The following is a 24,462-nucleotide window of genomic DNA, read 5'->3' on the forward strand; positions in this document are numbered from 1 at the left end:
ATACTCTAAAGTCGGCAAATAGAATTTTGATCGTACAAGAGTTTATTGATCAATAAAAACTAAAAAAGCTACCCTAATAAGAGTAGCTTTTTCTGTATTAACCTCAAAATTAAATTGTTACAGTTTTGGAGGTCTGCGCTGGCGTACCAAGGTAGCCTCCATAAACAGAACCTAAAATTATCTGCTCAAGCTGAAGCTGATGTAAAATACAAAAGCTTCAAAGAGCATGAAAAACAGTATAAAAAATCAATATTTTCAAGATTACCGAAAGGGTTAGCCTAGCAGTGTTCTATCTTGTATTTCTTCGTTTGGATCTACTATACTTTCAGTAGCATGGTCCCATTCTATACGCTTACCAGTTCTGTAAGAAAGCGTAGCCATGTGTGCTGCAATTGCCTCTTCGAAACCGTTGTCAATATGGCAACTTGGCTGGCCACCATGGCGGATACAGCTCAACCATTCTCTAATGTGAAGGTGGGTCGAGTCCACTTTTTTACCATCCCTATAAGTATAGAGTAAGCCTTTGGCGGCAAAGTATTTGGCAGTAGCAGATGTTACTCCATCTACTCCTTTGTTGCCAGGACGATACGCATAGAGCGGAAGGTCAGGAGTGATCGTTCCATCCTTTAGCATATCGGAATAGCGGGATGACCTAGAGTCAGCATAAACCGTTAAGTTCTTTCCTAATTCCATAGTGCCATCATGGCCCATCAACACATTTGTTCTGTTGTATTGGTTACCCAACGTAGCTGAATATATGAAAGTCATTCCATCTCCATAGTCAGGATATTCCATTACGGCTTGGAATACGTCAGGTACATCTCGACCATCTTTGTGGGTATAGACACCTCCTGAAGAAGTTACCGAACTCGGAATACCCATTTTCAAAATGGTGTTGATAGAATCAAACTCGTGGGTAAGAAGGTCACTTGAAAGACCTGTTCCGTACTCCCACCATTTTCTCCAACGGAAAAAGTGCTCAGCATTGAAAGGGATTTTAGGAGCATTGCCTAAGAACTGTTCCCAGTCAATAGTTTCAGGGCTTGCTTTTTCATGGATAGTATATTGCCAAGCACCGTTGTCCGAGTTACGGTTGGTGTTGGTCTGGATAAGGGAAACGTGCCCCAATACATTTTTCTTAATGATGTCTTGTGCAGTCAAGAAAGATTCCGTTTGGCGGTGTTGGTGGCCAAGTTGGAATACGATCCCCGTTTGTTTCACTACATCTCTGAGGGCAAACGTCTCGGGAATAGTCCTTGTCATACATTTCTCCACATATACATGCTTTCCAGCTTTGGCAGCGTCAATAGCCATTTGGGCGTGCCAGTGGTCGGGAGTGGCAATGATGACAGCATCTACATCGTCAGCAGCTAAAAGATCTTGGTAATGACGGTATCTTTTAGGTTGGTTATCTGGTGTGGTTACTGCAGCCAATGCATCTTCTGCACGCACATCAAAAAGGTCGCAAACTGCTGTAAACCGTATGTTCAAATTATCTTGGTTGAGGAAGTCTTTCAAGCGGGTGTCTTTGCTGTTTTTCATCGCACCCTCTTTCATGCTTTCTTTCCATTGTGGAGTGGCAAATCCTGAAGCTCTTACAAGTTGAGTGCCTCTGATTCCAAACCCGATGATGCCCAATCGGATAGGGTCGCCTGACATTGAGCCTGATGCAGGTGGCTCTACCATTTTTACTTTTAGTTCGTCAAGGATGCTTTCTCTAATTCCAGCATCGTAGGCTTTCTTTTGGAGGGAACCGTACCATAATGCTCCTAATACAGGCACTGTTGCCAGCCCTTTTATCAGGTCCCTTCTTCCTATTCCGTTACCATTATCTTTATTCTCAGCCATAATTCTTTATTATTTTTATGCTTCCTAAAAAGCATTTGAGTCTTTGTGATTTTAATTTCTTTTACTTGATCGTTATTAAGCAACTGCTTCCTTTTCAGCTTCTTCTGGTGAAGGGTTACCCTTTATTCGGTCTATTATCCTGTCAATACCAATGTATTTGCCAGTAGGGAAAGCTGCCATAATGAGCAATACCGCTGCTTCAATCAGTGTCTTGTTAACTATCAAATAGCTACCTTCGGAAGGAAGCGCATAACTTAGTCCAACCAATGGAGGGTGAGATAAGTAGTAAAAGAAAAGTAATAGTGCACCCGCAATAGAAGCCATTCTTGTGAAAGCACCTAAAATCAATCCTAAACCGATGAGAATCAATCCCCATATGTTCAGGGTGTCTACTACGCTCAATGTGGTTGGCTCAGCCGCCATCGACTGAAAGAAGTCGGCAAGTATCCACTTTGAGTCCATCAAAAAACCGGCTGATGACCAGTTGGAGCTTAATAATTTTACCATGCCCTCGTACAAAATATGCCAACCTACTAATATTCTTACGATTACCAGAGAGGTTAGCTGGAATGATGTTAAACGAGGGATTCCTTGAGTTTGAACTTTTGCATTCATATTTACGGGTTGTTTATGGATGTTATAAAACGTTATTTGTGAATTCTTTTCATTTTGTAAGTTCTATGTTAGTTGTTGTCCTCGTTGGTTGATATGGTAGTAAAGATAAAAATGCTGTTTGCCCAAAAAGATGACGCGTATCATGTTTGGGTATGATTCATGTCAAAATTCTCCTACCTTATCTTGAGCAAATACTTCATAGTGAACCTGTTTGAGGCTTGTTTGTGTGTGTGCTTCTTGGTTTTGCTGAAGTCGATTTGACTATTTTTAGAAATCATTGGGCAATGTATTTTTTTAGGCTAGGTTTAGAATAGGTTTGCCATTCCTTCAGATACTTAGATATATTTGCGAAGATGTTCCATCTTAAACCCAATAAAACATTGTCAAAACCAGATACAGCGTCGCAGTACAAAGAAGTGACGGCTAGTTGCCGAGAATTGTTTGAAAAGAAAACAAGGGATTATGGCACCGCATGGCGTATTTTAAGGCTTTCATCTATTACAGACCAGATATTTATAAAGGCAAACCGTATCCGTTCTATCCAAGAGAAGGGCACGCAAAAAATTGAAGAAGATATTCATTCAGAATTTATTGCCATTATCAACTACTGCCTCATTGCTATGATGCAAATTGAGCTGACGGATGCCGATCCTATGGAGCTAAACCCTGATGATGTGATGGAAAAGTACGACGGTTTTGTCGAAGAGACGATGAACTTGATGCTCAATAAAAACCACGATTACGGAGAAGCTTGGCGCTTGATGCGGGTGAGCAGCATTACGGATATCATTTTGATGAAAATATTAAGAGTAAAACAGATTGAGGAAAACAAGGGAAAAACCTTGGTTTCGGAAGGAGTGAAGGCTAATTACCAAGACATGCTGAACTATGCGGTTTTCTGCTTAATCTTGTTGGGGGAACAAGTTTAGTAGAAATTAGTTGAAATAACTTGAACCAAAAAAGGTATAAAACAACCAGTACAGTAATGAAAAACATCAATAAGGTCATTATTATTTTTTTAGGAGTATTGTTCATTTTTTCAGGTCTTATAAAGCTAAATGACCCAATGGGTACGGCTATAAAACTGGAGGAATATTTCGATATTTTCGCCGAAGATTTCGCCTCTTTTTTCCACTTCTTTTCTAGCTATGCCTTGCCTTTGGCGGTTTTCGTAACCTCCCTCGAAGTTATTTTGGGCTTAGCCTTGCTTGTTGGGTTCAAATTGCGCTACATCATCTTGGCCATGCTAGGGCTCATCATCTTTTTTACCTTCCTCACCTTTTACTCGGCTTATTTCGACAAGGTAACAGATTGCGGCTGTTTTGGAGATGCTATTCCTTTAGACCCTTGGCAGTCTTTCTACAAAGATGTTGTCTTGACGGTGTTGATTTTGGTTCTTGTTTCTCAGCTCAAGAGCTTTAGCAATTCGGCAAAAATCATATCTAAGATTACAATGGGGTCGAGTGTCGTTTTTTGCATGGTACTAGCTTGGTATGTGCTCAACTATTTGCCTGTTATCGACTTCAGGGACTACAAAGTGGGGAATAGTATTCCTCAGCTTATGCAACCCCAAGCGCCTTGTCAGTATGAGTACATTATGGAAAAAGATGGAGAAACCTTTGTGTTCGATACCTATCCTACTGACAAGTCTTATGAGTTTAAGGATATGAACATAGTGAACGAAAAGGAGTGCATGGCCAAGATCATGGACTACAACCTGATAGATACAGATGGCCAAGATTTTACTCAGGAATCACTTTTGGGAAAGAAGTTATTTGTGGTAGTACATAAAGTAAAAGATACCGATCTGCATGTATATGAAGAGCTTTCTGCATTGGTAGGCGCTGCCGAAAATGCGGGTATCACCCCAATGGTGCTCACCTCTGAAGGAGGGAATTTTGAAGAATTCCGCCACCAAGTCCAATTGGCCGCACCCTATTATTTCACAGATGAAACCGTACTGAAGGCAATGGTAAGGTATAATCCGGGTATTTTGTTATTGGAAGACGGTGTTGTACAAGGAAAATGGTCGGGCAAGGCTATTCCATCTCCCGATGAACTCCAATCACTTTTGTCCCAGTAAGCCCCTGTATATCTTTTAGCCCTGCTGCTTCAATAAATCCACTTTTCCAACGTAGTAAGAAAGAGTTTTGGTGTAATATATAACATGTTACAAAAAGCTCAGGAAATGCGTTTTCATTTTATTCAACCTTAGGTAAAAGGAGTAGTTGCCATATCGGTTTTGTATGGTCGAATTGGCGCAGGGGATATGTTAAAATATATACTAAAAAGAATAGGGTATGGTATGTTGCTAATGCTTGGGGTTGTCCATGCTGTCTTCTTTTTGTACCATGCTCTCCCTGGCGACCCTGTTTCCCTTATGGCTGGGCAACGGTCCGATCCTGAAATGCGTGAAGCTATCCGCAAAGACCTTGGGCTCGATCTTCCACTTCAAAAACAACTTCTCAATTACCTTAACGATTTGTCGGTTATCTCTTTCCATAAGGACACGGAAGAGAACCAAGTAAAATATGAATATTATTGCCTATTTGAGATTGGGGAAACAGCTACTGTGATCAAAAGGCCCTATTTTCGACGTTCGTTCCAGACAAACCAACGGGTAGATGAGCTGATTTTAGATAACTTGGAAGGGACGATTGTGTTGGCTTTTGTGGCTATGCTGTTCGCAAGTGTCATCGGTATAGCACTGGGCATTATCGCCGCATTGAACAAAAATTCCTTTTGGGATCATTTGCTAGTTTCGTCCTCTGTAATTGGGATTTCTGCCCCATCATTTGTCGCCGCTATTTTGATTTCGATGGTGTTCGGCTATTATTTGAGTGAGTACACGGGGCTTAATATGACGGGGCAGTTATGGGTTTCTGATCCGCTAAATGGGCGTGAGCTTCATTTGGAAAACATCATCTTGCCAGCTCTTACTTTGGGAATAAGACCTTTGGGAATAATTACCCAACTCACCCGTAGCTCTTTGCTCGATGTACTTTCCCAAGACTTTATCCGGACGGCAAAGGCAAAAGGTCTTTCTAAGCGAAGAGTGATTCTAAAGCATGCTCTTAAAAATGCGTTGAACCCTGTAGTTACAGCTATTTCTGGTTGGCTGGCTTCATTAATGGCCGGGGCGTTTTTTGTAGAATATATTTTCAATTGGAAAGGGTTAGGTTTTCAAACCTTAAAGGCAGTGGAAATGCTCGATTTCCCTGTTGTGATGGGGGCTACTATCACGGTCGCCATTATTTTTATCATCATCAATATCTTGGTCGATATTTTATATGCGGTCATAGATCCCCGAGTACGTTTGCATTAATCTCAATATTATTTTACTGACCTTGCTTTCCCTGTTTGAAAACATGGGATGGTTGACTATACTTGTGAAGTATTTTATCAGAAGTATGCGTGAGTTGATGGCAATTTACGCAATGGATCTAGAAAAGTAACTATTCAGTTGGGCTATAAAGCACTGTTATTATCTTAAATAAATATTTTAATATGAAGAAGAACCAAACATTAGGATTGATCATTACCCTACTTGCATTTTTTATGTTCAGTTGTGGTGGAAAAGAAAAGAAATCTGAAACCCCACCGCCTCCACCTCCAGCAGAAACGAAGACAGAAGCTCCCGCACCTGAAGCAGAAAAAGAGGTTGTGTCAAAAGCTGGAAAAGTAGTTTACCTAACCTATTGTGCTGTATGCCATCAAGAAGATGGAAATGGCATAGCTGGAATGAATCCTCCACTTACTGAGACAGAGTGGGTAAATGGCGATAAAACAAGATTGATCAATATAGTACTAAACGGACTTTCGGAAGAGATAGAAGTGAAAGGAGAAGCGTATAATAATGTAATGGCTCCACATGATTTTCTTACCGACAAGCAAATAGCAGACGTGCTTACCTATGTGCGTGGTAGCTTTGGCAACGAATCAGATGCTGTTACCGAGGCGGAAGTAGCTGAGGCAAGAGCTGCAAAATAATCATTTAAGAAAACTCATTGGAACAGGAGCTTCAGTCCTGTTCCAATGAGTTTTCTGATCTTTAAGTTTTCCTGACTTGCTATTTAGCCTCTGCTCTTTTTGTCAAGCTCAACCTAGAGGGCTTCTATTAATTTGGATGTATTCCTTTTCCTTCCTGTGCATTTCCTCTTGAGGGTTTACGTTCTTCCATATTTTGCCTCATTTCCTCCTCTTGTAGCAACCAACCGTAAGCAATGCCAAAAAGTGGTATAATGAATACAATACACGGTTATTTATCTTACGATGTACTGAATTATATTTCTGCGGTAATCGGATTTTTTTTAGATTAGAAGTTATTCACCTTACCTAAATAACATTAATAAACAATTATGTCAGAATTTACTGCAGAACTGATTGGGACGATGCTTCTGATCTTGCTTGGAGGAAGTGTAAATGCGAACACCTCGTTAAAAGCGACTTATGGAAACAGTAGTGGTTGGATTGTCACCTCTTTGGGTTGGGGGTTTAGTGTGTATGTAGGTGTAGCGGTTGCAGGACCGTTTAGCGGGGCACATCTGAATCCTGCAGTTTCTATTGGGTTGGCTACAGCGGGCAAGTTCGCTTGGTCAAGTGTTTGGTTGTTTGTATCAGCTCAAATGATAGGGGCTATGTTGGGCGCTTTTTTGGTTTGGTTCAATTTCAGAACCCATTTTGATGCAACAAGCGACAAAGGTACAAAACTTGGTATTTTCTGCACTGGTCCCGCCATTAAGAATATGTTCACTAATCTGATAAATGAAGCGACAGGTACGTTCGTATTGGTGTTTGTGGTTTTGTACTTCACCCAGCCAGAGTTTTCAGCAGATGGAATTGAGAACGGGAAAATCGGATTAGGTTCGTTGGGAGCTTTGCCCGTAGCCTTATTGGTAGTAGTGATAGGGTTAGGCTTGGGAGGAACTACGGGCTATGCCATCAACCCTGCCCGTGACTTAGGTCCTCGTATAGTTCATACTATTATGCCTATTAAAGACAAAGGAGACAGCAATTGGGGATATGCCTGGATCCCAATAGCCGGCCCTATAGCCGGTGGGGTTTTGGCAGCGCTTTTGGCGGGCTTACTGGCGTAAGAGAGGTTGTCTGAAGTAGCATCGCTTGAAAGCTTAAACTTTAAACAAGCTCTAAAGTAAAAAGTCCTGCCACAGTTTATGCAACAGAACTTTTTATGGGTTTTGCAGCTGAATGGCTAAAACTTGCTGGTGTAGGTCTTGGTCATGTTTTCAGGAATGCAGAAAATATAATCTGCTGATTTCAAATCGTCCTCACTTGGAGACAATATATCCTCTATTTCTACCGTAGTAATTGTTTTGATTTTGAGATCAGGGTTAGCATTTTTCAAGTGCCAGTAAATCCCGTCGAAGTTGTTGGAATGGTACGAGCCATTGTAGTGGAGCAAGATCGTGTTTTTCTTCAAGTTTTTCAAGATAAAGTGCGCCATGGTCGCGTCTTTTACCCCTTGCGCATAAGCGATGTTGTTGGCAGAAAAACCAGTGCCATGACCTCCCATCATTGCAATCATGTTTTTGTAGCCAGGTAATTCCAAATCAATTTCCAAGGGTAGGGGAGCAATGTATTTTTTTGCCTCGTCGCTCAAGCTATCGAGCGAGGCTAACCCTTTTTTGGAAACCATGCTGGCATAGCGCCTAGGCACATTTGCCCCCACGAACTTCAGTCCATTTGTTTTGCAAAATTCTACCAAAGGCTTGTAATCCGTGCCATAGTTCTGCCAAAGTTTGGCTTCCGCTTCAAAGTTGTTGGTTTTGATAGTGCCCGAAAGGTATTCATCGAGCAAGAGTTGGTTGTCAGCTTCAAACATCTCTGCGCCTATCACCAGTTGTTTGTCAGGCGTTCCGAGTAAGCTCTTTGCAACTTCTAGTTCTAGCCAGTGGCACAGGGAGTTATTGTGCAATTCCCCAAAGAGAATCACATCCGCTTCTTGCAACTCGGCAATCATTTTTGAATATTTTACTTGCTTGCCTTTCTTGTTGAACAATAAATAGGCAGGGTGGTCAGCGCTCATGGCCATAAGAATAAATGCTGTGAACGTTAGTAATAGCGTTTTTTTCATCCTTTAAATAATTGAGGTTGATTTGTGTCAATTTTCTGCCCAAAGATACGAGGGATTTCTATTGGGTGGGATGAACTGTGGAGAATAAGGTGAAAAATGTGGGAATATGCATTTCGAGGGACAGATTCTTCGGAGAGCTCTCTCAGAAGTTGTTGTCGGGCGAATCTTCCGATTTAGGAAACCCTGTGAGTAAGATGTGTTCCCGTCGCCTTCAAGGCGTCAATCGGGAGGTTGACTGTTTTAGCTTACTTCGTAGAGGAAAAAATGCTACGAAGAACGAATCCGCAAACTCGACGAAGTGATAAGAGGCGTATCTAGCTGTGAAGCCTTTTACTCGTTAGGTAGCTGGGCTTGTTTTAGTTAAACGATTGCCTGAATTCCAAAGGTGATAAATTGGTTTTTGTCTTAAAAAGTTTGCTAAACGATTGTGAATGTTCAAACCCTAATTCGTAGGCAACTTCACTTACCGTAAGGTTGGTTGTGGATAATTTTTCTTTGGCCTTTTCAATCAGTTTTTCGTGTATGTGCTGCTGCGTATTTCGTCCCGTTAGCATCCTAAGTAGACGTCCTAAATAACTTTGTGACACATTCAATTCCTCAGAAACATATTGAACAGAAGGTAAGCCTTTCATTAGCAAGTCATCGCCATTAAAGTAATCTGTCAATAGTTTCTCCAAACGTGCTAAAATTTGATGGTTGGTCTTTTCCCTTGTGATGAATTGGCGATTGTAAAACCGTTCTGAATAACTGAGCAAATTTTCAATATGTGTACTAATGATTTGTTTGCTGAACTTATCGACATTTGTTTGGTACTCGTGCTGAATATTTTGAACAATACTGTTGATGGTAAATTCTTCCTTAGGTGAGAGAAACAATGCCTCGTTGATGGCATAATCAAAAAAGTCGTATTGTTTGATGGTTTTAGCCAATGTTGTCCCCCATATAAACTCAGGGTGAATAAGCAATACCCACCCTGAGTTTTCTGGTTTATGGTTTTTATCAACCTCCACACGAAACACTTGGTTTGGCGCCATAAAAAACAGTGAACCTTCATCAAAATCGCACTGCTGATGTCCATATTTAAAATGGGTGTGAGATGATTTTTTCAAAGAAATAGAATAAAAATCGAGCATCCAATTCATTGAATTATTTTCATTTGAATGCTTAATCGAAGCGTAATCTATGACACTGATTAAAGGATGCTCGGAAGCCGGTAGACCTCTGAGTCTATGAAACTCACTAATTGTTTTGATTCTATATGGTTTTTTGTTTGCCATGCTGTGATCAAGATACTTATTATTGGTTGTATATAGCTGCAAACTCGTTGGCAAAATCAGAGAATTTTACTTTTCCAAATGTGGGTTTGTGTTTATTGAAATCTTCGTAAATACTTCCTGTTCGTTGGGCTGCTTGCATAGCCACATAGTCTTCAGCAACCTGCTTATTCATCCCAAAGTTTAGTAAACCATCCAAATACTGTTCATCAGTTACAGTTACCCATTTTAAATCGGATTGTTCAATTGCCTTACCTAATGTCTCTGCAATTTCAATAGCTGAAACTTCATCGCTAGCCACATAACGGATTTCCCGCCGATTAAATGGCAGCCCGAATTCTTCTGAAATTACATCGGCAATGTCATAAGGTGAAACCCAAGGTTCTTTTGCCTCACTTCCAAAATTAGAAACGATAACACCTTGTGATTTAATCGTTGGGATTTGACCAAATAGATTCACATAAAACCCAACTGGTCTAATAAATTTAATGACTACATCATCAGGAAGTTGGTTCAATATACTTTCTGCTAAATGATGGAATTTAAGGATGCCGACTCCTTTAGAAGTATGAGCACCAATACTACTCAGATGAATTACTTTTTTTATTGCAGCTGCTTCAATCGCATCTTTGTAATTGTGGGCAATCTGGTCAACATATTGTAGATAATCAAAATCCTGATTGAAGAAGCCAAACGTTTCCATGCAATACACCGCATCTGCGCCTTTAAATGTTTCTGTTAGGAAGGTCACATCTTCCATAGTGCCTATGGCTGCTTTTGCTCCTAAACTTTCAATTTCTTTTTGTTTTTCGGGACTGCTGCTGACCACTGTTACCGAATGTTCTTTTGCAATTAATCCCGCTGCAAGCGGTCTGCTGATATTGCCCAATGAACCTGTTACTACAATTTCCATTTTTCTGTTTTTTTGTTTCTACAAAGTTGCGGTGCTATTAAACAGCAGGTGTAGCCAAAGCGATTGTTGTTGTAGTCAAAATGAAATATTTGTAAATAGTTAAAATAAATGGTTGGCTTGGTTGGCCTGTTCGTTAAGATACATGGTTTGCAAAAATTATAGATCAGGGTTTATACTAAATTAGTTTCTAACCTTACTGATTGTTCCTTAATTCTCAATTCCTTTTCGGAAAGCAAGATAAATTAAATGCAAAAACGGTTCAGGTATCACCTAAACCGCTATTGTTTTATACATTTTGTTATGCAGCGTTTTTTATCTTTTCATTTCATTTTTTGTTTCTAAATATCCTGTTAGTGCTTCTAAATAAAGGATGTTAAAAGAGCTACTTGAAAATGGGTTCTGGCTAGTGACTAGATTTCTATCCTTTATCGCAAAGTTAGCTTTTGGCAAACCACTTCTGTATTTCAGTCCTAACTTTCTGAGTTGTTTGGCTATTTTCCTGTTTTTAGGTTTTCCTTTCATTATAAATTTTTCAATAACAAATTCTTCAAGAGGTGAAACAGAGTTGACTTTATATCCAATGTATGGATTTTCTTCTGCTGGAATTGTCAAAATAAGGCTAGGAGCGTGGCAAATAAGTCCGGTTGGCTTGTCCTCTTTAGCAAAGTGTTTTAGAAGAATAGGAATATTTTTGTCTTCTATTAGATCTATCATTAAACCTTGTCCACCTGGAATAATGATACCTATATAATTACCTTGATTTTCAATTGCGTTTTTAAGTGTAATTGGATTATTGAAGGAATGATCTTTTTTTATAAATTCTACTGCCTCATTCTTGATTTCTAATATTTCTTTCCAATACTTATCGTTAATGCTTTCTTCATCAATTGTCGCGACAATACCATTTGGTGTGGCAAATTCCACTGTATATCCATTTTCCGAAATAGATTTATATGTCAAATAAAATTCATTTAAAAAGACTCCAGTTTGTCGCAGTTTTTGTTCATTATTCAGCTCTAAAGTATCTGCGGCACTCAAAACAAAAAGAATTTTCTTGTTTTGAGCTAAAAGAGATATGTTGGTAATCGCTGCAACTATTATAATTAAAATCAGTTTTTTCATTTTAAGGTTATTTAGCTGCGATAATTTCAATTTCTATTTGACAATTTGGGGCTGTTGCAAGTAAGGGCAAAGGAACAATAGTACTGGCTGGGAAGTTTTTTACTCTCCACTCTTTAGATGCTACGTCTATAAGAATCTGCTTTTTTTCTATTGTAAAATCTACGATGTAAACAGTCTGTTTCACTACATCATCTAATGATAAGCCGGCTGTTTCTAGAGCTGTTTTGACATTAGAAACAGTCTGTTTAACTTGGTCTTCAAAATTTTCTGAAACCAATTTACCTTCTACGTTTGAAGCCCATTGACCTGAGAAATAATACATTTCTTTTCCTTCTGGAACTTTAACAATATGCGAAAATCCATTTTGTTTAGGATTAAATAATCCTTTTGGATTGATAAAACTGTTTTTTTCTTGAGCCATACTATTATTTTTTTGAGTATTTAAGTTTTCTGATCTCGTGCATGAAAACAATATTGACAATATTGCAAACGACATTATTTTTCCTATCATAATTTTAGAGTTTTAGATTATGACACAAAGGAAATACACATCAGATTCGTATACATTTACATATGTAAAGAAAACTAGCTCTTGCTATTTTTGGCTCTAATTCGACTTAGTTGTGTGGGTGTTATACCAAGGTAAGAAGCAATATGGTATTGAGGTATGAGTTGTTCTAATTGGGGATATTCCGATTGAAAAATAGCATATCGTTTGTTTGCTTCTAGCAACACGATTTCTACTTCTCGTTTTTCTTTATCAACAAAATAGCGTTCAGCAATTTTTCTTAACAGTCTTTCTAAGTCTTGATACTTGTCTAATAAATCAGTTAATTTTCTATAGTTCCCTATAAGCAAATCACAGTCCGTTAACGCTTGTTGATTTATACTATTTGGGAGTTGAGTAACCAATGAAGAATAGCCCCCAATCATATTGTTTTTTGTGAAGAAATGTTTGTTATACTCTACTCCTTCATTATTGCGATAGAACGCTCTGACAACACCTTGTTGAAGAAAGCCAAAGTTTTTAGCTACTTCACCTTCTTTTAAAAAAAACTCGCCTTTTTTTAATGAACACTCTGTAAAAAGGGTTTTTACTTCATTCCAAGTGTTTTCTTGAATAAGAGAAATAGTATTAAGAAAATTATAAAGGTCTTTCAAATTAGATTTCGTATTTTTTTAATGCAAGCTAACGTGTTTGTGTATAGTTAGAGCATGTTTAAAATATTGGTTTTCAGGAAGCAAAAATTTAAACATGATCTTAGTTGCGGAAAAGAACACGGGTCATTTTCCGCTATACAATATAGTGAATTGTAGGGAAATATCTTCCACTTAAAGTGCTTGCGTAGTAGTTAATTATACGCATTATTGAAGCTTGGCTTTTGTAAGCTACTAGTTAATAATTGATTCAACTTTTAATCACTTGGTCTTTCAGGAATGTAAACAACATCAATGTCTATTTCATTTCCATATTTTATTCTAATTGAACATAATACAGCAACATTTTTCCCATTGTGAATAGCAGGTTTCATCACAGGCATTTTTCTAAGCACTCTCAATATTTCTGCTTGAATGGTTACTTCTGAATCTCTGACTTTCATGCCAGTCAAATTTCCGTTTTCGTCGATTATAAAAAATGCTTCTACCTGTTTTGGTTCTGAAAGATTTAAATCTTTAGATACATTCAAGTTAAACTCTCGTTTTATAAATGTCGATACCTTATTATTAAAACATTCTTTTGTTTTTTCTTTGGAAAGACCCTCACAGCCCATATAAACAGGCGCTATTTCTACATCTTTTAATATCATCCTATTATCAGGACTGAAATTTGCCAAACCGTCATCATGCGACACAATGCTGCATAAACTTAATATAGCCTGTTCCTCTTCTTTTGTCATATTTCCTTGTGCCATCACTTGCTCTTGAACAGCATTAATCTTCATTATTAATTCACTTTCTGTGTTTTTTGAAGCGTCAGGCGATTCCTTGCAAGAAACGCATAAGAGACCAAAAGAGATGATTGAAATAGATACTAAATGTTGTATCCTTTTTCTTCTTTTTAAATTGAATTTCATAAGTTTTGCTTTTTTAGCTTGTGGACGTAGGCGAATCCGTCCAGAGTTTTTGTTATACTTTGTTGGGAATAGTCTCTATTCAAATATTGGTTTTAATAAATGATCACCGCGGCGGCGGACCGCTTTGGGGTTCTCACGAAAGAAGAAAGTTCGCAAATAGTAGCGCTACCGAGTATCGGACCAGTGAAAAATTTTATGTTGAACTGGACAGACGCTCTGTGATCGTTTGTAGCGAAACAGGTAAAATTTAAATATGCTCTAAACAAGTAATAGGTCTTCCAATCGCTTCTTTTGCCTTATTCTGCATCCAAAATAAGCGATAACAATTTTTAAATATAATTCCCAAACAGCTTCTTAGACATTGGTTTAAATTCTTTTTGATATAATGAATCAGATGCTAGCGTTTGATGTATAGTTTTCGTCATCAACATTATATGAATATGCTTTTTTTAGCACAAATTTAAAACTTACAGAATCTTCTCCTCCACCAAATTTCTAGATTGGTAATTTTTCCGATTGTATGTTTCCAATATCTACTTTTTGCATTCTTATAACACGAATAATTCCACTAATAAATAACCAATATGCAAAGTATAAAAATAGAGGTAAAAACTCACAAATAAAAATTATAGGTAGTGTGTCAAAGTTCCAATTTTTGAGATTGATTTTCATATTATGGCTACGGTCTCGTATATGCGGCGTGCGACCTCATAGGGAGTATAATATATATATTGTTGCGTGTAGTGTTATTTTTAATTTAATTTGTAAAGGTTAATTACGTTTTTCAAGTCAGTTTCTTTCTCAATTTCAAAAAAATAATTTAATTGCCATTTTTGCGTTTTTTCCGCTTGTTTATTTTGAGGTTTGTCCCATTTTGGATAAACTCGAAATCCACGTTTTCCGTCTTTCATTTTCGTTGATATTATTCCTCTGTTAATCAATTCAGTTTTTGGAAATACAAATTGTCCAAATCGATTTTCAGTTTTTGTGTTAATTACAAAAAAGTCAATTAGGTCAGTTTCGCAAAAAGGTTCCGTTATTCCTTCTTCACTTCTTTTCCAAAAAGTAACAAATTGCCCATTTTTTTTAGGCGTTATTTTAGAACTTCTACAAATAATTTTCTTCTCGTTTAATGCGAACTGACAAGCGTCATATTCTTTTCCTTCTGATTCTATATTTAATTTGTAAATTTTCAAAGAGCATTTGTCATAGATTTTCGACACAATCTCAGCTAAATTTTTATCCAACGTTTCAATTCTATTCATTTATTCAACAGGCTGTCATTTTTTTATTTTTCTCATTACACACAACGGACTTGTGTATGGAACGTAGCGTGCAAAAAGGCAATAACTTTTCGGATTAACACAGAGCCAAATTTTTATATTTTGTTTTTAATTTCTCTCTTTTTAAAACACCAAATTAAAAATTTGGCGGTGTTGGTAAATAGCACTGAATTTTCGTGAACACCGAAGCCGCCTACTCGATTAGCCACCGTTTTTAGTTCGATTTGATTCTGAATTCAGTTGGTGTCAACCCTGTTTTTTTCTTGAAAAGTCGGCTAAAGTAATGAGGATATTCAAAGCCAAGTTGGAAAGCGATTTCTCCTATGGATTTTTCAGATGCTAATAATTCACTTTTGGCACTCTCAATTATTTTGCCGTGGATATGTTCGATAGCTGATTTTCCCGTTGTAGCTTTCAGATAATCGCTCAAATAATTTGCAGAAATATGTAGTTGAAAAGCTAATAACTCAACGGTTGGTAATCCTCTGTTATCTATTTCTTGGAAATAAGCATTAAGTAAATCCTTAAACTTCGAAAATATACTCGAATTCACTTCATTTCTGATTACGAATTGCCGTTTATAGTACCTGTTAGAATAAGTAAGCAAAAGTTCCAAATTGGATATAACGACTTGTTTACTAAATGAGTCTATGGGTTGGTCATATTCTGTTTTGATATTGTTAAAAATAGTCTCTAGTGATTTTTCTTCTGTCTTGGACAAATGCAACCCTTCATTCGTTTGATAGTTGAAAAAACGGAATTGGTCAATTTTGTTTTGTAAGACAGATTCATTCAGAAATTCCTTTTGAAAAAAGAGAATCCAGCCTGTAGCTTTATTCAATAAGTCAGAACTAAACTCCATTGCTTGGTATGGTTCTGTAAATCCCATTGCTCCTTCTTGAAAGTCATAATTCACCCTGCCGTATTTTACAAATCCTTCTAAATTTTTCTTCAGACCAACACTAAAAAAGTCGTAAGTCATTCGCTCTGGAAGTTGTACATTGATTAGGTTAATATCTTCGAGACGATAAATACTGAACAAAGGATGTTTGGGTGGCTCTAGCCCTACAATCTGGTGCAGTTGATGTATTGATTTAATGTGTGTTATTCCTTTCATTTAAAGAAGTTTAAGTCGATTAGGCTTTTTGCAGTATCCTTTACTGCTTGCTTAAGCGGTAAAGGTTCCCAGCCTAAGTCTATTGTAATCTTTGTAGTTTCAAGTAGCCTTTTTGAATTTAAATCATTCAATATCGGCTTTGTTTCTTTGTCGAAAAGACTGAACAATTTTACTAAGAAGTCAGGTAACTCTTTTGAAGGGATTTTCTTTTTCGGATATTCATTTCTTAAAATGTCTGCGATATCTTTAAAAGCCAAATAACCATTAGCACATAAATATCTGTTTCCGTTTGCCTTTTGATTTTCAAGTGCTATAATATGAGCATCAGCAACAGAACGTACATCAACCATCTCAAAGCCAATTTTTGGCATTGCTGGCATACTTCCGTCCATCATTTTTTTGACAAGGTTTGCAGATGTGCCGAAATCATTTTTATCGATTATTGGACCGAGAATCGCACCAGGAAGAATAGTAACGAGAGCAGGAGCATTCGGTGTGTTTTTTACAAAATTCCAAGCTTCTTTCTCTGCAATAGTTTTACTTCGGAAATAAGGTGTAGTATCAGTTCTGTTTTCGACATTTGTCCAATCCTTTTCGGAAAAAGCACCATTTTTCTTATTACCATAAACTACAGCTCCAGATGACGAAGTCATCACAACTTTTGGAATACCTAATTCTGTAGCGGATTGCAGAATGTTTAATGTACCCTTTTTTGCAGGTGCAATAAGGTCATTTTCATTTTTTGGTAAACTGGTAGGAAAAGGTGAAGCAATATGAAAGATTCCATCAATGCCTTTCATTGCTTTCTTCCAGTCATCCACAGAATCCAAAAGGTCAATTTGATAGAAGGATAGATTTTCAGTTTTATCACTATAGTTTGAAATGACTTCAGTTATGTGATGTTTCTTTTTTTTGTTTCTAAGAGTTCCTATAACATTATAGCCTCTGTTAAGAAGTTCGATTGTTGTATGTGAACCAAGATATCCTGTTACACCAGTTAGTAAAATATTTTTTCCTTGCATCTTTTTAAATTTTGTTTGTACAAAGTTCAAATCCAAACAACTCAAAATTCAATACACATTACTTGATGTTTAACACAGATTACGGTTTTCAAATGGCGGCTAACGGTCTCGTGTATGAGTAGTAGCGGATTTCTACTAACTAACCTTTCGGTTTTGTACTGACCTTTGTTTTATCACTTAAACCGCTATTGCTTATACACCGTGTTACCTTACGTTTTTAATTCTCTCCATATATTTGAGTTATTCCCAAGGTATCCCCAGTCTGTAACTCTTGGAAGTTAAAATCAGAAAAATCTGGATTCATAATATTTTCTGTGTTTACATGTCCTAGTCCTAGAACATGTCCTATCTCATGCAAAGCAAAAATGTAAAATGAATTACAATCGTTTATCCCTAATTCTGATTGAATAATTACATTTCCTGCAAGATTATTACATAAGTCATCAGTATAGTTAGGATACCCAATGCCACTTTGAACAATGTCAGCAGTATAAAAACGAATATCAGCCACACTATTATCTGGTAGTTCTTCAAATTCAATATCTGCAACCTCAGCCCAAGAATTTAGAGCATGTCTGATTTCTATTTTTGCACATGATAAAATATCATTGAAAGAGTTACTGGGTACATTTATCTGACGATGCGTATTAATAAGTCCATTTTCTTCTTGAAAGCTATAAGTGATTATTCCTCCGCTTGATGCAGGTCCTTGAGAATTATAACCTGATTGCGAGAATACACTATCCTGCCCCCACTTGAATCCAAATAGACAGTAATCCCCATTTCCGTTTACACATGCAGTTAATTGTGAATTACAAAAAGAATAATCATCTGATAGGTTAATGGGTGTTGGATTTTCATTTTCTTGTTCCTTCGCACATGAAATCAATGATATAGTAATGAGTAAAAAATAAATTCTCATTGATAATATTTTCATTTTTCTTATTCGTACTAATGTAACAAAAACGCAACGACCTTTGGTACTAATTTAGCAATTATTTTTATACAATGTGTGCGCCTTGAATGGTGAATATAGCTCATGAACTTGAGTGTTCCAAAGGGTGAAAGACTGGGCGTCCCCGACCCGTATGTGCTGGAGTCGTTACCCGAAGCAAAGCAAGTGGCAAGGTTGCTTGGGGCGACCCAAGGACTGAAGTAATCGGACCGCCGAAGCGGCCAGACTGCGGTATCTGTACCGACATTCCTGAGAACGGGAGTTCGAAAGGACATCACGAAGTGAGAAACTGGATACAGAGGCCATCAGAACTGGGCGTCCCCGCCGGATGAGGTACCACATGCTGCCGAAGTCCAAAGCCCCGATTTCGATTGGGGACAGTGCCGAAATAGTAGATCCAGCGGGGATAGATACAAGCCACCGTGGCAGCGGGATATTCACCTTACCGAGAGGGCAGAGCGTAAAGAAATTGTCTACTAGACAATTTTAGCGATGAGCCAGGTTGTAGGGGAGGGGATTCTGGAAACGGAGTTGAGAAGTCACAGGGACGCCTGCCGGCAGAGCCCATAGTACTGATTGGGAAACGAGCTGCTAAAGAGAAGCAGAGGCCTCACGAGAAAGGGAAGGGCCGAACGTTAAGTTGCCCAAAATTCGATAGGGAGGCTATGCTAGCCCTATCTTAAACTACGGCAAAGGTATAGTTGGTGTAAAGAGCGATTATGCTATGCTTAACGAACCGCCGTATACGAGAACCGGTACGTGGTGTGACCGGGCTGGCGTTCCAGGGGCACGCCTAGTGAGGTGCACCGTGGGCTTATGGCTCACGGCCGCCTACTCGATTAGCATTATTTTTAATTTCAAACGGTATTCTAGTCCTACGTTCTATGTCACGATTCAAGTAATTTTTGAATTTTGCGATTTCCATAATCCTTTTAGCTTCTTCATCGCATCCATAGCCAATACCTTCAACAACTATGATATTCTTTGTTTCTCCGGTAGGACTTATAGTATACTGGATCAACACTTTTCCAGAAATATTATTTTCCAAAGCACTATCAGGATATTCTATTTTAGATAATAATTCATCAAAGGTGCCTATTAAATCTGCTCTCTTTTCTGGATAATAAACTCTATAAAGAGAATCGGAAGGTACATACTGCAAAATATTTGTTTCTGATTTTTTATGCATTTCGTTAAAAAATCTTAGAAGTTCATTCAAAGTATATGCACCTAATTCCTTTCTTTCATCATCTGTAACAGCACTTGTGTCGATACTTTGTAAATACTGCAATTCCCCGAAGACCCTTCGTTGAGTACCATATATTTGAGGCTTATTGATACTCAATAAGTACCTATCCATAGACTGGGCAATCATAAATCTGGCATCTTTATTTTCTGGGTCTAGTTCAACCGCCTTTTGCGCTAAGTCATTAGCCTTTTTATAATCTTCGGGATTATCTCCGTGTTGAAATATTAAGGCAGCATTAAAAAAATCTTTCGAAGTATTCACTCCCCCCAGTATAAATATGCTTTTAACTTCATTTAATCTTGTCCTATCATTTTTTGATACTTCAAGGTTATTCTGTTTCCTGTCTGATTGATCTTGTTCAGCAAGGTACATAAGTCGCTGATTGTCTTGCGCCAAACAACTACCGATGGTCAAAATAAGGACAGGTATAACAATGATATAGATTTTGTATTTCATAAGACTTAATGCTAACGCCTAGGCTATAGTGCGTGCGTGTCGGCTAAGGTTGTGTCTACCACAACCCGCGAATATGCACCTATAGCCGATGTTAGCCATATTCTTTTAATTTATTTTCGAGAAGAACTCTTCCTCTCTTATCAACTGTTCAATTACAGCACTTCGTTTTAAATCTATTTTTTTGTTGTGATTATTTTGATTTAGGTATAACGTAAACCATGAATCAAGATAAAAAGCTAAACAACCTAATTCGTTATTAAAATATAGAGTTGTTGCACCGTCAAGACTAGCTACTCTACTTTTATAGCAATCAATTATGTATTCCTTTTCATCGACTGCCACTTCTATTTGTTTCATGAGAAATAAGTTTTCATCCTTTTCTCTCATTGTTGAGGAGGAGTCGTACAAATTAAATTCAAAGAAATCCATATTATGAAAGCTATCTTCCTCTGAATGGACACCTTTCTTCATGCTAGAATTTAATTTTAATCGAATACATGAGTCTTGACTTTGAATAATGTAATTACAATGAGACTTATGATGAAAGTTAGTCAATCCTTTTGACGGATAATTCTCATAACAATAAAAATCTACTTCATGAATAATTTCTCCATTGTCACTACAAGAAATAATCATTAGGAAAGTTATAGCTATAAAAAACTTCATACTTCATCAATTATTATGGCTAACGCCTAGGCTATAGTGCGTGTGTGCTGGCCAAGGTCGAGTCGACCGTAGCATAGCGTGGACAATGCACCTATAGCCGATGTTGTAGGGCGTTTTTTCTATTTAATTAAATAATTCGAGGATCTCATTTTCATGTTCTTTCAAATTATCACAAGATTCTAATTTATTCCACTCCCAAGTATTTTCCTCTTGATTGTAGTACTTTTCAACAGATTCTTCATGATCAAAGAAATACACTTTTTGATCAAATGGATTACATAGATCAATTAAATAATAGTCACCTCCTCCATTTTCTCCTATACACAGTTTATCTTTTATGAATTTATCAGAGCCATGAAATCCTAAAAATCGATTTGTTGAGATCAACTGTTCAGGATTATCATACAAAAACAATAGTTCTCCAATTTGTGTCTTAAGCTCCTTTAGTGTTATTGGAAAGTTGGTAATATATTTCACGTAATGTTTTGGAAGAGTAATTCCCAATTCTTGTTCAATTATTCTGATGTCTTCCAATTTCATTCCTTATTCTTTGTTTTGCGAATGCCCTACAACATTTGTATAAAAGGACAATTCCTTTTATTTCTCTTTTGGTACTACCGCAAATTAGCCTACAAATTTAAATTGTCCAAGAGGCTAACAATGTTTTCGATAGCCTTTTTGCTAATATGTGTATATATTTCGGTAGTCTTTGAAGAGCTGTGCCCCAAAAGTGCTTGGATATACCGCAGGTCAGTCCCCCGTTCCAGCAAATGGGTGGCAAAGCTGTGCCTGAGCATGTGGGGGGTTACTTTTTGGGCTATCCCTGCTTTCTTTGCGGCCCTATCCACTTTTTCTGGATGCTGGAACCTGTATATTGCCCTCCTTTTTCTCCCTCAAACAGCCATTTTTTCGGTTTGTATTGAAGGTAATACTTTCGCAACAAGACCAAGAGTTTTGGGGAGAGCAAGGTTGTGCGGTCTTTATTGCCTTTCCCGCCTCTTATCAGTATAAGCCCCCTATCCGAATGGATATCTTGCATTTGGAGGTTGAGTGCCTCTGACCTCCGCAGCCCCCCTGCGTAAAGAAGGCTCATTATTGCACGGTGCTTCAGGTTCTTGGTTACTTCTATCATTTTTGCTACCTCTTGTTCTCCAAGTACCTTGGGCAGCACAAAGTCCTTTTGGGGGCGTTCGAGGTCGTAAAACTCCCTTTTCCTACCCAATACTTGCTCATAATAAAACTTTATGGCATTGACCGCTTGGTTCTGATAAGAAACAGATACCTTCCTTTCTTTTGCGAGGTAAAGCATATATGCTTGTATGTCCTCTTCTTCTATCTCCTTGAAATTTTTGTTAGGATAGAAATTGATAAACTCGGTAAAAAGAGGGACATAAGACTTGATTGTGTTTGGGCTATAACGCCTTCTGGTCAATGTATCGGTATATTCTTTTGGGCACTCCAAGGTAAGGGGATAAGTGCGGGGCTTGACTTTTTCATCAGGTTTACCCTGTTTTTTATCAGTGCCATTTCTTTTGAATGTTCGGAACACGTCCCCACCGTCTATCCAAGCTACTCCCTTGAAGGTGTCGAATATTGTAAAACGATGGCCTCGCTCCAAGCGAGGCCATCGATAAATAAATTTGCCTAGGCTACGCTTATGACATCAGGCGAATGCCTATTTTGTGGCAAGGAACTCTCGGGGAGGGCAGGGAAAAAATTCTGCGACAACCAGTGTAAGTCCCATTACCACTACGAAAAAGGAAAAACCAAAGGAGGAAGTCTTTTCCAGCGGATAGACCAGCAGCTCAAGATAAATAGAAGGTTGCTAAAGGAACACAACAAGGCGGGCAAGACTACTCTCAGAAAGCAGACATTGCTTGATCTTGGCTTTGACCCCAATTTCTTCACCCACTACTGGAAAGCCAAAAACGGGAACATCTATTTCTTTTGCTACGAATATGGGTTCATGCCCACAAAAAAGGAGAACACTGAAAAATATGTGCTGGTCCAGTGGCAGGAATATATGGAAAAATAAATCGATGGCCTCGCTGCGCAGCGAGGCCATCGGTGAAAGAAAGGATTAAACCTTCTCCTTTGCTGTTTTGGTGGTAGTACCCGCTAGGGTGGTAACCTTTGGTGCAGGGGTAGCCTTGTAAATCGCTTTAAATGTTCGCAACCATTTGTGAAATTCGCCTTTTTGCTCGTTACGAGCTTGGGTATGTTCTTTTCCTTCGTCTTCTTTGCGCTGAGCGATAATATGATTGTCACGTACTTCTTCGGTGAGGGCGAGCATCTGTTGTACCAGCTCGGGTTGGATGTTCCGTTTTTTCAACCGGTCGCTAATTTCTTTTTCGCTAGTGGCAAACTGATAAAACTTATAGATGTAATCAAGCTTTTCATCAATTCCATCGGGGCGGTCTCCCTTTAATTTTAATAGTTTGCTAATCCCTTTGTCTACAACAGGGTCAAATATCCTTCTTGCTTTTTCTAGGTGGACCATGTACTGCTTGTACAGGTTTTCCAGCGACTGGTGGAATATGCCATAATGCTCTGCTTTTTGGGCTTGCTTTTGTTCCCAAGCAATATCCATGGCCATTACTTGCTTTGCCAAGCTGATCATGGTTTCCAGCTCTCCTTTGGTGTAGCCTGCTTCCTTGGCCCTTGCCATATTGGTTGGGCTTTCTGCTACATTTACCAAGTCTTTCAACTCTTTTGCCAATGTGTTTCTCCATGTGGTAGATACTTTCTTTGGTTGTGCATCGGCATTCTTTTCATTTGAATTAATCATAAAATAATGGTTTAGTGTTGGTTATGGTTTTTTGAATATACAAATAACGACTTGCAGATTTTTTATTGTTTACAAAATAACGTGAAAACGTACCTTTAACATAACCTGCATTTGGAGTGAAATTGGAGGGATGGTGTAAGAAATTATTGAAAAAGAAAGTTGATAATGAGGGCTTTATCTATCAAATTATTCAAAAATACAAAATATAGTACAAGTTGTTTGTTTAGTGTTGGATAGAGAAGGCTGTTTTACTGATGTTGGGCTTATTAAAGTGGCGGGCTATGCTCCAAATAGTAGGGTTATGAGCGCAACTACTGGGCAATTGTTTATAAAATTAGCGGGTGATGGCATAAATAGTGCGGGTGACGTCGCAAAAGGTACGGGGTATTACATGAGGAGTGCGGGTGATGCTATAATTGGTGCGGGTGGTCTCATAATTTTTTTTCTGATGTAAGAAAAACTTGCAGGTTGGTAAAGAAAGTTAGCGGTTTTGTCAATAAAGTTAGCAGGTGGTCTTCCACCGCCATCGGATCATGCAATAAACCCTGCGGGTTACCCAATAAACGTTGGAGGTTGCCCTATATTTAGAGAAGGTTGTTTGGTAAGGGAAATACGGGATCTATGTAGGGTTTCGTTATTTATGTAAAGAAATCATCTTTTGGAGATAGGAGAGTAGGGGGGAAGCAAAGCTTAGAGCATAAGGAATAGGATAGGTGATACACTAAGTTCTTCTAAGAGATACAATCGTGTCCTCTCAGAAGTTTTTATTGGGCAAATCTCCTGATTTGCGAAACCCTGTGAGCGAGATGTGGCTCTGCTACTTTCCAAGGCTTCAATCGGGAGATTGACTGTTTGGGTTACTCCATAGAGGGAAAAACTCTATGGAAAGTGTTGGGGGCTTTGAAGAACCGTTTTCTAAAAAACCGACGACATCATTTAAAATAATGTCGTTGGTTAGTGATGAAGCTCACCAGAATTTTCAAAT

The 24,462-nt window shown here is 38.1% G+C and carries 26 protein-coding genes; 7 read left to right on the forward strand and 19 right to left on the reverse strand.

Annotated features, from left to right (window positions below; all coding sequences use genetic code 11):
- Positions 1-273 precede the first annotated feature (273 nt).
- Positions 274-1,848, reverse strand: coding sequence for a Gfo/Idh/MocA family oxidoreductase (locus tag R9C00_09995; GenBank protein WPO37783.1), 1,575 nt, complete (start codon positions 1,846-1,848; stop codon positions 274-276).
- A 75-nt stretch (positions 1,849-1,923) separates the two neighbouring features.
- A complete protein-coding gene (locus tag R9C00_10000; protein WPO37784.1) occupies positions 1,924-2,463 on the reverse strand; it encodes a DoxX family membrane protein in 540 nt (179 codons plus the stop codon).
- Between the two features lie 380 nt (positions 2,464-2,843).
- On the opposite strand from R9C00_10000, the gene R9C00_10005 reads away from it, so the two are divergent.
- From R9C00_10005 to R9C00_10025, 5 genes are all read left to right on the forward strand, one after another.
- The gene (locus R9C00_10005; protein WPO37785.1) at positions 2,844-3,392 is read left to right on the forward strand and encodes a DUF1599 domain-containing protein; all 549 of its coding nucleotides are present in this window, start codon (positions 2,844-2,846) and stop codon (positions 3,390-3,392) included.
- Between the two features lie 56 nt (positions 3,393-3,448).
- Positions 3,449-4,546 (forward strand): DoxX family protein, encoded by a 1,098-nt coding sequence (locus tag R9C00_10010; GenBank protein WPO37786.1) that lies wholly within the window; start codon positions 3,449-3,451, stop codon positions 4,544-4,546.
- A 186-nt stretch (positions 4,547-4,732) separates the two neighbouring features.
- Positions 4,733-5,788 (forward strand): ABC transporter permease, encoded by a 1,056-nt coding sequence (locus R9C00_10015; GenBank protein WPO37787.1) that lies wholly within the window; start codon positions 4,733-4,735, stop codon positions 5,786-5,788.
- Positions 5,789-5,970: 182 nt separating this feature from the next.
- Entirely contained in the window at positions 5,971-6,453 is a 483-nt protein-coding gene (locus R9C00_10020) for a cytochrome c (GenBank protein ID WPO37788.1), read from the forward strand.
- Between the two features lie 368 nt (positions 6,454-6,821).
- A complete protein-coding gene (locus R9C00_10025; GenBank protein WPO37789.1) occupies positions 6,822-7,559 on the forward strand; it encodes an MIP/aquaporin family protein in 738 nt (245 codons plus the stop codon).
- Positions 7,560-7,675: 116 nt separating this feature from the next.
- On the opposite strand, the gene R9C00_10030 is transcribed toward R9C00_10025, so the two are convergent.
- The 16 genes from R9C00_10030 to R9C00_10105 form a co-directional block, all read right to left on the reverse strand.
- Entirely contained in the window at positions 7,676-8,557 is an 882-nt protein-coding gene (locus R9C00_10030; protein WPO37790.1) for a ChaN family lipoprotein, read from the reverse strand.
- A 356-nt stretch (positions 8,558-8,913) separates the two neighbouring features.
- The gene (locus tag R9C00_10035; GenBank protein WPO37791.1) at positions 8,914-9,834 is read right to left on the reverse strand and encodes a helix-turn-helix domain-containing protein; all 921 of its coding nucleotides are present in this window, start codon (positions 9,832-9,834) and stop codon (positions 8,914-8,916) included.
- Between the two features lie 19 nt (positions 9,835-9,853).
- On the reverse strand, positions 9,854-10,744 hold the full coding sequence (locus R9C00_10040; protein WPO37792.1) for an NAD(P)H-binding protein: 891 nt from the start codon (positions 10,742-10,744) through the stop codon (positions 9,854-9,856).
- Between the two features lie 312 nt (positions 10,745-11,056).
- Positions 11,057-11,866: a type 1 glutamine amidotransferase domain-containing protein gene (locus R9C00_10045; protein ID WPO37793.1), complete on the reverse strand. Its 810-nt coding sequence runs from the start codon at positions 11,864-11,866 to the stop codon at positions 11,057-11,059.
- Positions 11,867-11,873: 7 nt separating this feature from the next.
- Positions 11,874-12,377 (reverse strand): RidA family protein, encoded by a 504-nt coding sequence (locus tag R9C00_10050; protein ID WPO37794.1) that lies wholly within the window; start codon positions 12,375-12,377, stop codon positions 11,874-11,876.
- Positions 12,378-12,451: 74 nt separating this feature from the next.
- Positions 12,452-13,027 (reverse strand): Crp/Fnr family transcriptional regulator, encoded by a 576-nt coding sequence (locus R9C00_10055; GenBank protein WPO37795.1) that lies wholly within the window; start codon positions 13,025-13,027, stop codon positions 12,452-12,454.
- A 254-nt stretch (positions 13,028-13,281) separates the two neighbouring features.
- Positions 13,282-13,941 (reverse strand): hypothetical protein, encoded by a 660-nt coding sequence (locus R9C00_10060; GenBank protein WPO37796.1) that lies wholly within the window; start codon positions 13,939-13,941, stop codon positions 13,282-13,284.
- 752 nt (positions 13,942-14,693) lie between these two features.
- Positions 14,694-15,206 (reverse strand): MepB family protein, encoded by a 513-nt coding sequence (locus R9C00_10065; protein ID WPO37797.1) that lies wholly within the window; start codon positions 15,204-15,206, stop codon positions 14,694-14,696.
- Between the two features lie 232 nt (positions 15,207-15,438).
- The gene (locus tag R9C00_10070; GenBank protein ID WPO37798.1) at positions 15,439-16,341 is read right to left on the reverse strand and encodes a helix-turn-helix transcriptional regulator; all 903 of its coding nucleotides are present in this window, start codon (positions 16,339-16,341) and stop codon (positions 15,439-15,441) included.
- Positions 16,338-17,363: an aldehyde reductase gene (locus R9C00_10075; protein ID WPO37799.1), complete on the reverse strand. Its 1,026-nt coding sequence runs from the start codon at positions 17,361-17,363 to the stop codon at positions 16,338-16,340. The genes R9C00_10070 and R9C00_10075 overlap by 4 nt, the downstream gene beginning before the upstream one ends.
- A 217-nt stretch (positions 17,364-17,580) precedes the next feature.
- Positions 17,581-18,300 carry a matrixin family metalloprotease gene (locus R9C00_10080; GenBank protein ID WPO37800.1) on the reverse strand — a complete coding sequence of 240 codons (720 nt, stop codon included), beginning with the start codon at positions 18,298-18,300 and terminating at the stop codon, positions 17,581-17,583.
- 832 nt (positions 18,301-19,132) lie between these two features.
- On the reverse strand, positions 19,133-20,023 hold the full coding sequence (locus R9C00_10085; protein ID WPO37801.1) for an energy transducer TonB: 891 nt from the start codon (positions 20,021-20,023) through the stop codon (positions 19,133-19,135).
- A 105-nt stretch (positions 20,024-20,128) separates the two neighbouring features.
- Entirely contained in the window at positions 20,129-20,494 is a 366-nt protein-coding gene (locus R9C00_10090; protein WPO37802.1) for a hypothetical protein, read from the reverse strand.
- 318 nt (positions 20,495-20,812) lie between these two features.
- A complete protein-coding gene (locus R9C00_10095; GenBank protein ID WPO37803.1) occupies positions 20,813-21,229 on the reverse strand; it encodes an SMI1/KNR4 family protein in 417 nt (138 codons plus the stop codon).
- A gap of 89 nt (positions 21,230-21,318) precedes the next feature.
- On the reverse strand, positions 21,319-21,537 hold the full coding sequence (locus tag R9C00_10100; protein WPO37804.1) for a tyrosine-type recombinase/integrase: 219 nt from the start codon (positions 21,535-21,537) through the stop codon (positions 21,319-21,321).
- Complete coding sequence (locus R9C00_10105) at positions 21,507-22,307, reverse strand: phage integrase N-terminal SAM-like domain-containing protein (protein WPO37805.1); 801 nt, start codon at positions 22,305-22,307, stop codon at positions 21,507-21,509. The genes R9C00_10100 and R9C00_10105 overlap by 31 nt, the downstream gene beginning before the upstream one ends.
- A gap of 39 nt (positions 22,308-22,346) precedes the next feature.
- On the opposite strand from R9C00_10105, the gene R9C00_10110 reads away from it, so the two are divergent.
- Entirely contained in the window at positions 22,347-22,724 is a 378-nt protein-coding gene (locus tag R9C00_10110; GenBank protein WPO37806.1) for a hypothetical protein, read from the forward strand.
- A gap of 45 nt (positions 22,725-22,769) precedes the next feature.
- Here R9C00_10110 and R9C00_10115 read toward each other — a convergent pair whose 3' ends face one another.
- A complete protein-coding gene (locus R9C00_10115) occupies positions 22,770-23,477 on the reverse strand; it encodes a hypothetical protein (GenBank protein ID WPO37807.1) in 708 nt (235 codons plus the stop codon).
- A 226-nt stretch (positions 23,478-23,703) separates the two neighbouring features.
- Here R9C00_10115 and R9C00_10120 point away from each other — a divergent pair, with 226 nt between their 5' ends.
- Positions 23,704-23,931, forward strand: coding sequence for a hypothetical protein (locus tag R9C00_10120; protein WPO37808.1), 228 nt, complete (start codon positions 23,704-23,706; stop codon positions 23,929-23,931).
- Positions 23,932-24,462 lie beyond the last annotated feature (531 nt).

Source organism: Flammeovirgaceae bacterium SG7u.111 (assembly GCA_034044135.1).
GTDB lineage: Bacteria > Bacteroidota > Bacteroidia > Cytophagales > Flammeovirgaceae.

Excerpts from the sequence above, each read along its gene's own strand:
- R9C00_09995 (WPO37783.1), bottom strand. The coding sequence starts at position 1,848 with ATGGCTGAGAATAAAGATAATGGTAACGGAATAGGAAGAAGGGACCTG.
- R9C00_10000 (WPO37784.1), bottom strand. The coding sequence starts at position 2,463 with ATGAATGCAAAAGTTCAAACTCAAGGAATCCCTCGTTTAACATCATTC.
- R9C00_10010 (WPO37786.1), top strand. The coding sequence starts at position 3,449 with ATGAAAAACATCAATAAGGTCATTATTATTTTTTTAGGAGTATTGTTC.
- R9C00_10015 (WPO37787.1), top strand. The coding sequence starts at position 4,733 with ATGTTAAAATATATACTAAAAAGAATAGGGTATGGTATGTTGCTAATG.
- R9C00_10020 (WPO37788.1), top strand. The coding sequence starts at position 5,971 with ATGAAGAAGAACCAAACATTAGGATTGATCATTACCCTACTTGCATTT.
- R9C00_10025 (WPO37789.1), top strand. The coding sequence starts at position 6,822 with ATGTCAGAATTTACTGCAGAACTGATTGGGACGATGCTTCTGATCTTG.
- R9C00_10030 (WPO37790.1), bottom strand. The coding sequence starts at position 8,557 with ATGAAAAAAACGCTATTACTAACGTTCACAGCATTTATTCTTATGGCC.
- R9C00_10035 (WPO37791.1), bottom strand. The coding sequence starts at position 9,834 with ATGGCAAACAAAAAACCATATAGAATCAAAACAATTAGTGAGTTTCAT.
- R9C00_10040 (WPO37792.1), bottom strand. The coding sequence starts at position 10,744 with ATGGAAATTGTAGTAACAGGTTCATTGGGCAATATCAGCAGACCGCTT.
- R9C00_10045 (WPO37793.1), bottom strand. The coding sequence starts at position 11,866 with ATGAAAAAACTGATTTTAATTATAATAGTTGCAGCGATTACCAACATA.
- R9C00_10050 (WPO37794.1), bottom strand. The coding sequence starts at position 12,377 with ATGATAGGAAAAATAATGTCGTTTGCAATATTGTCAATATTGTTTTCA.
- R9C00_10060 (WPO37796.1), bottom strand. The coding sequence starts at position 13,941 with ATGAAATTCAATTTAAAAAGAAGAAAAAGGATACAACATTTAGTATCT.
- R9C00_10065 (WPO37797.1), bottom strand. The coding sequence starts at position 15,206 with ATGAATAGAATTGAAACGTTGGATAAAAATTTAGCTGAGATTGTGTCG.
- R9C00_10070 (WPO37798.1), bottom strand. The coding sequence starts at position 16,341 with ATGAAAGGAATAACACACATTAAATCAATACATCAACTGCACCAGATT.
- R9C00_10075 (WPO37799.1), bottom strand. The coding sequence starts at position 17,363 with ATGCAAGGAAAAAATATTTTACTAACTGGTGTAACAGGATATCTTGGT.
- R9C00_10080 (WPO37800.1), bottom strand. The coding sequence starts at position 18,300 with ATGAAAATATTATCAATGAGAATTTATTTTTTACTCATTACTATATCA.
- R9C00_10085 (WPO37801.1), bottom strand. The coding sequence starts at position 20,023 with ATGAAATACAAAATCTATATCATTGTTATACCTGTCCTTATTTTGACC.
- R9C00_10090 (WPO37802.1), bottom strand. The coding sequence starts at position 20,494 with ATGAAGAAAGGTGTCCATTCAGAGGAAGATAGCTTTCATAATATGGAT.
- R9C00_10095 (WPO37803.1), bottom strand. The coding sequence starts at position 21,229 with ATGAAATTGGAAGACATCAGAATAATTGAACAAGAATTGGGAATTACT.
- R9C00_10110 (WPO37806.1), top strand. The coding sequence starts at position 22,347 with ATGACATCAGGCGAATGCCTATTTTGTGGCAAGGAACTCTCGGGGAGG.
- R9C00_10115 (WPO37807.1), bottom strand. The coding sequence starts at position 23,477 with ATGATTAATTCAAATGAAAAGAATGCCGATGCACAACCAAAGAAAGTA.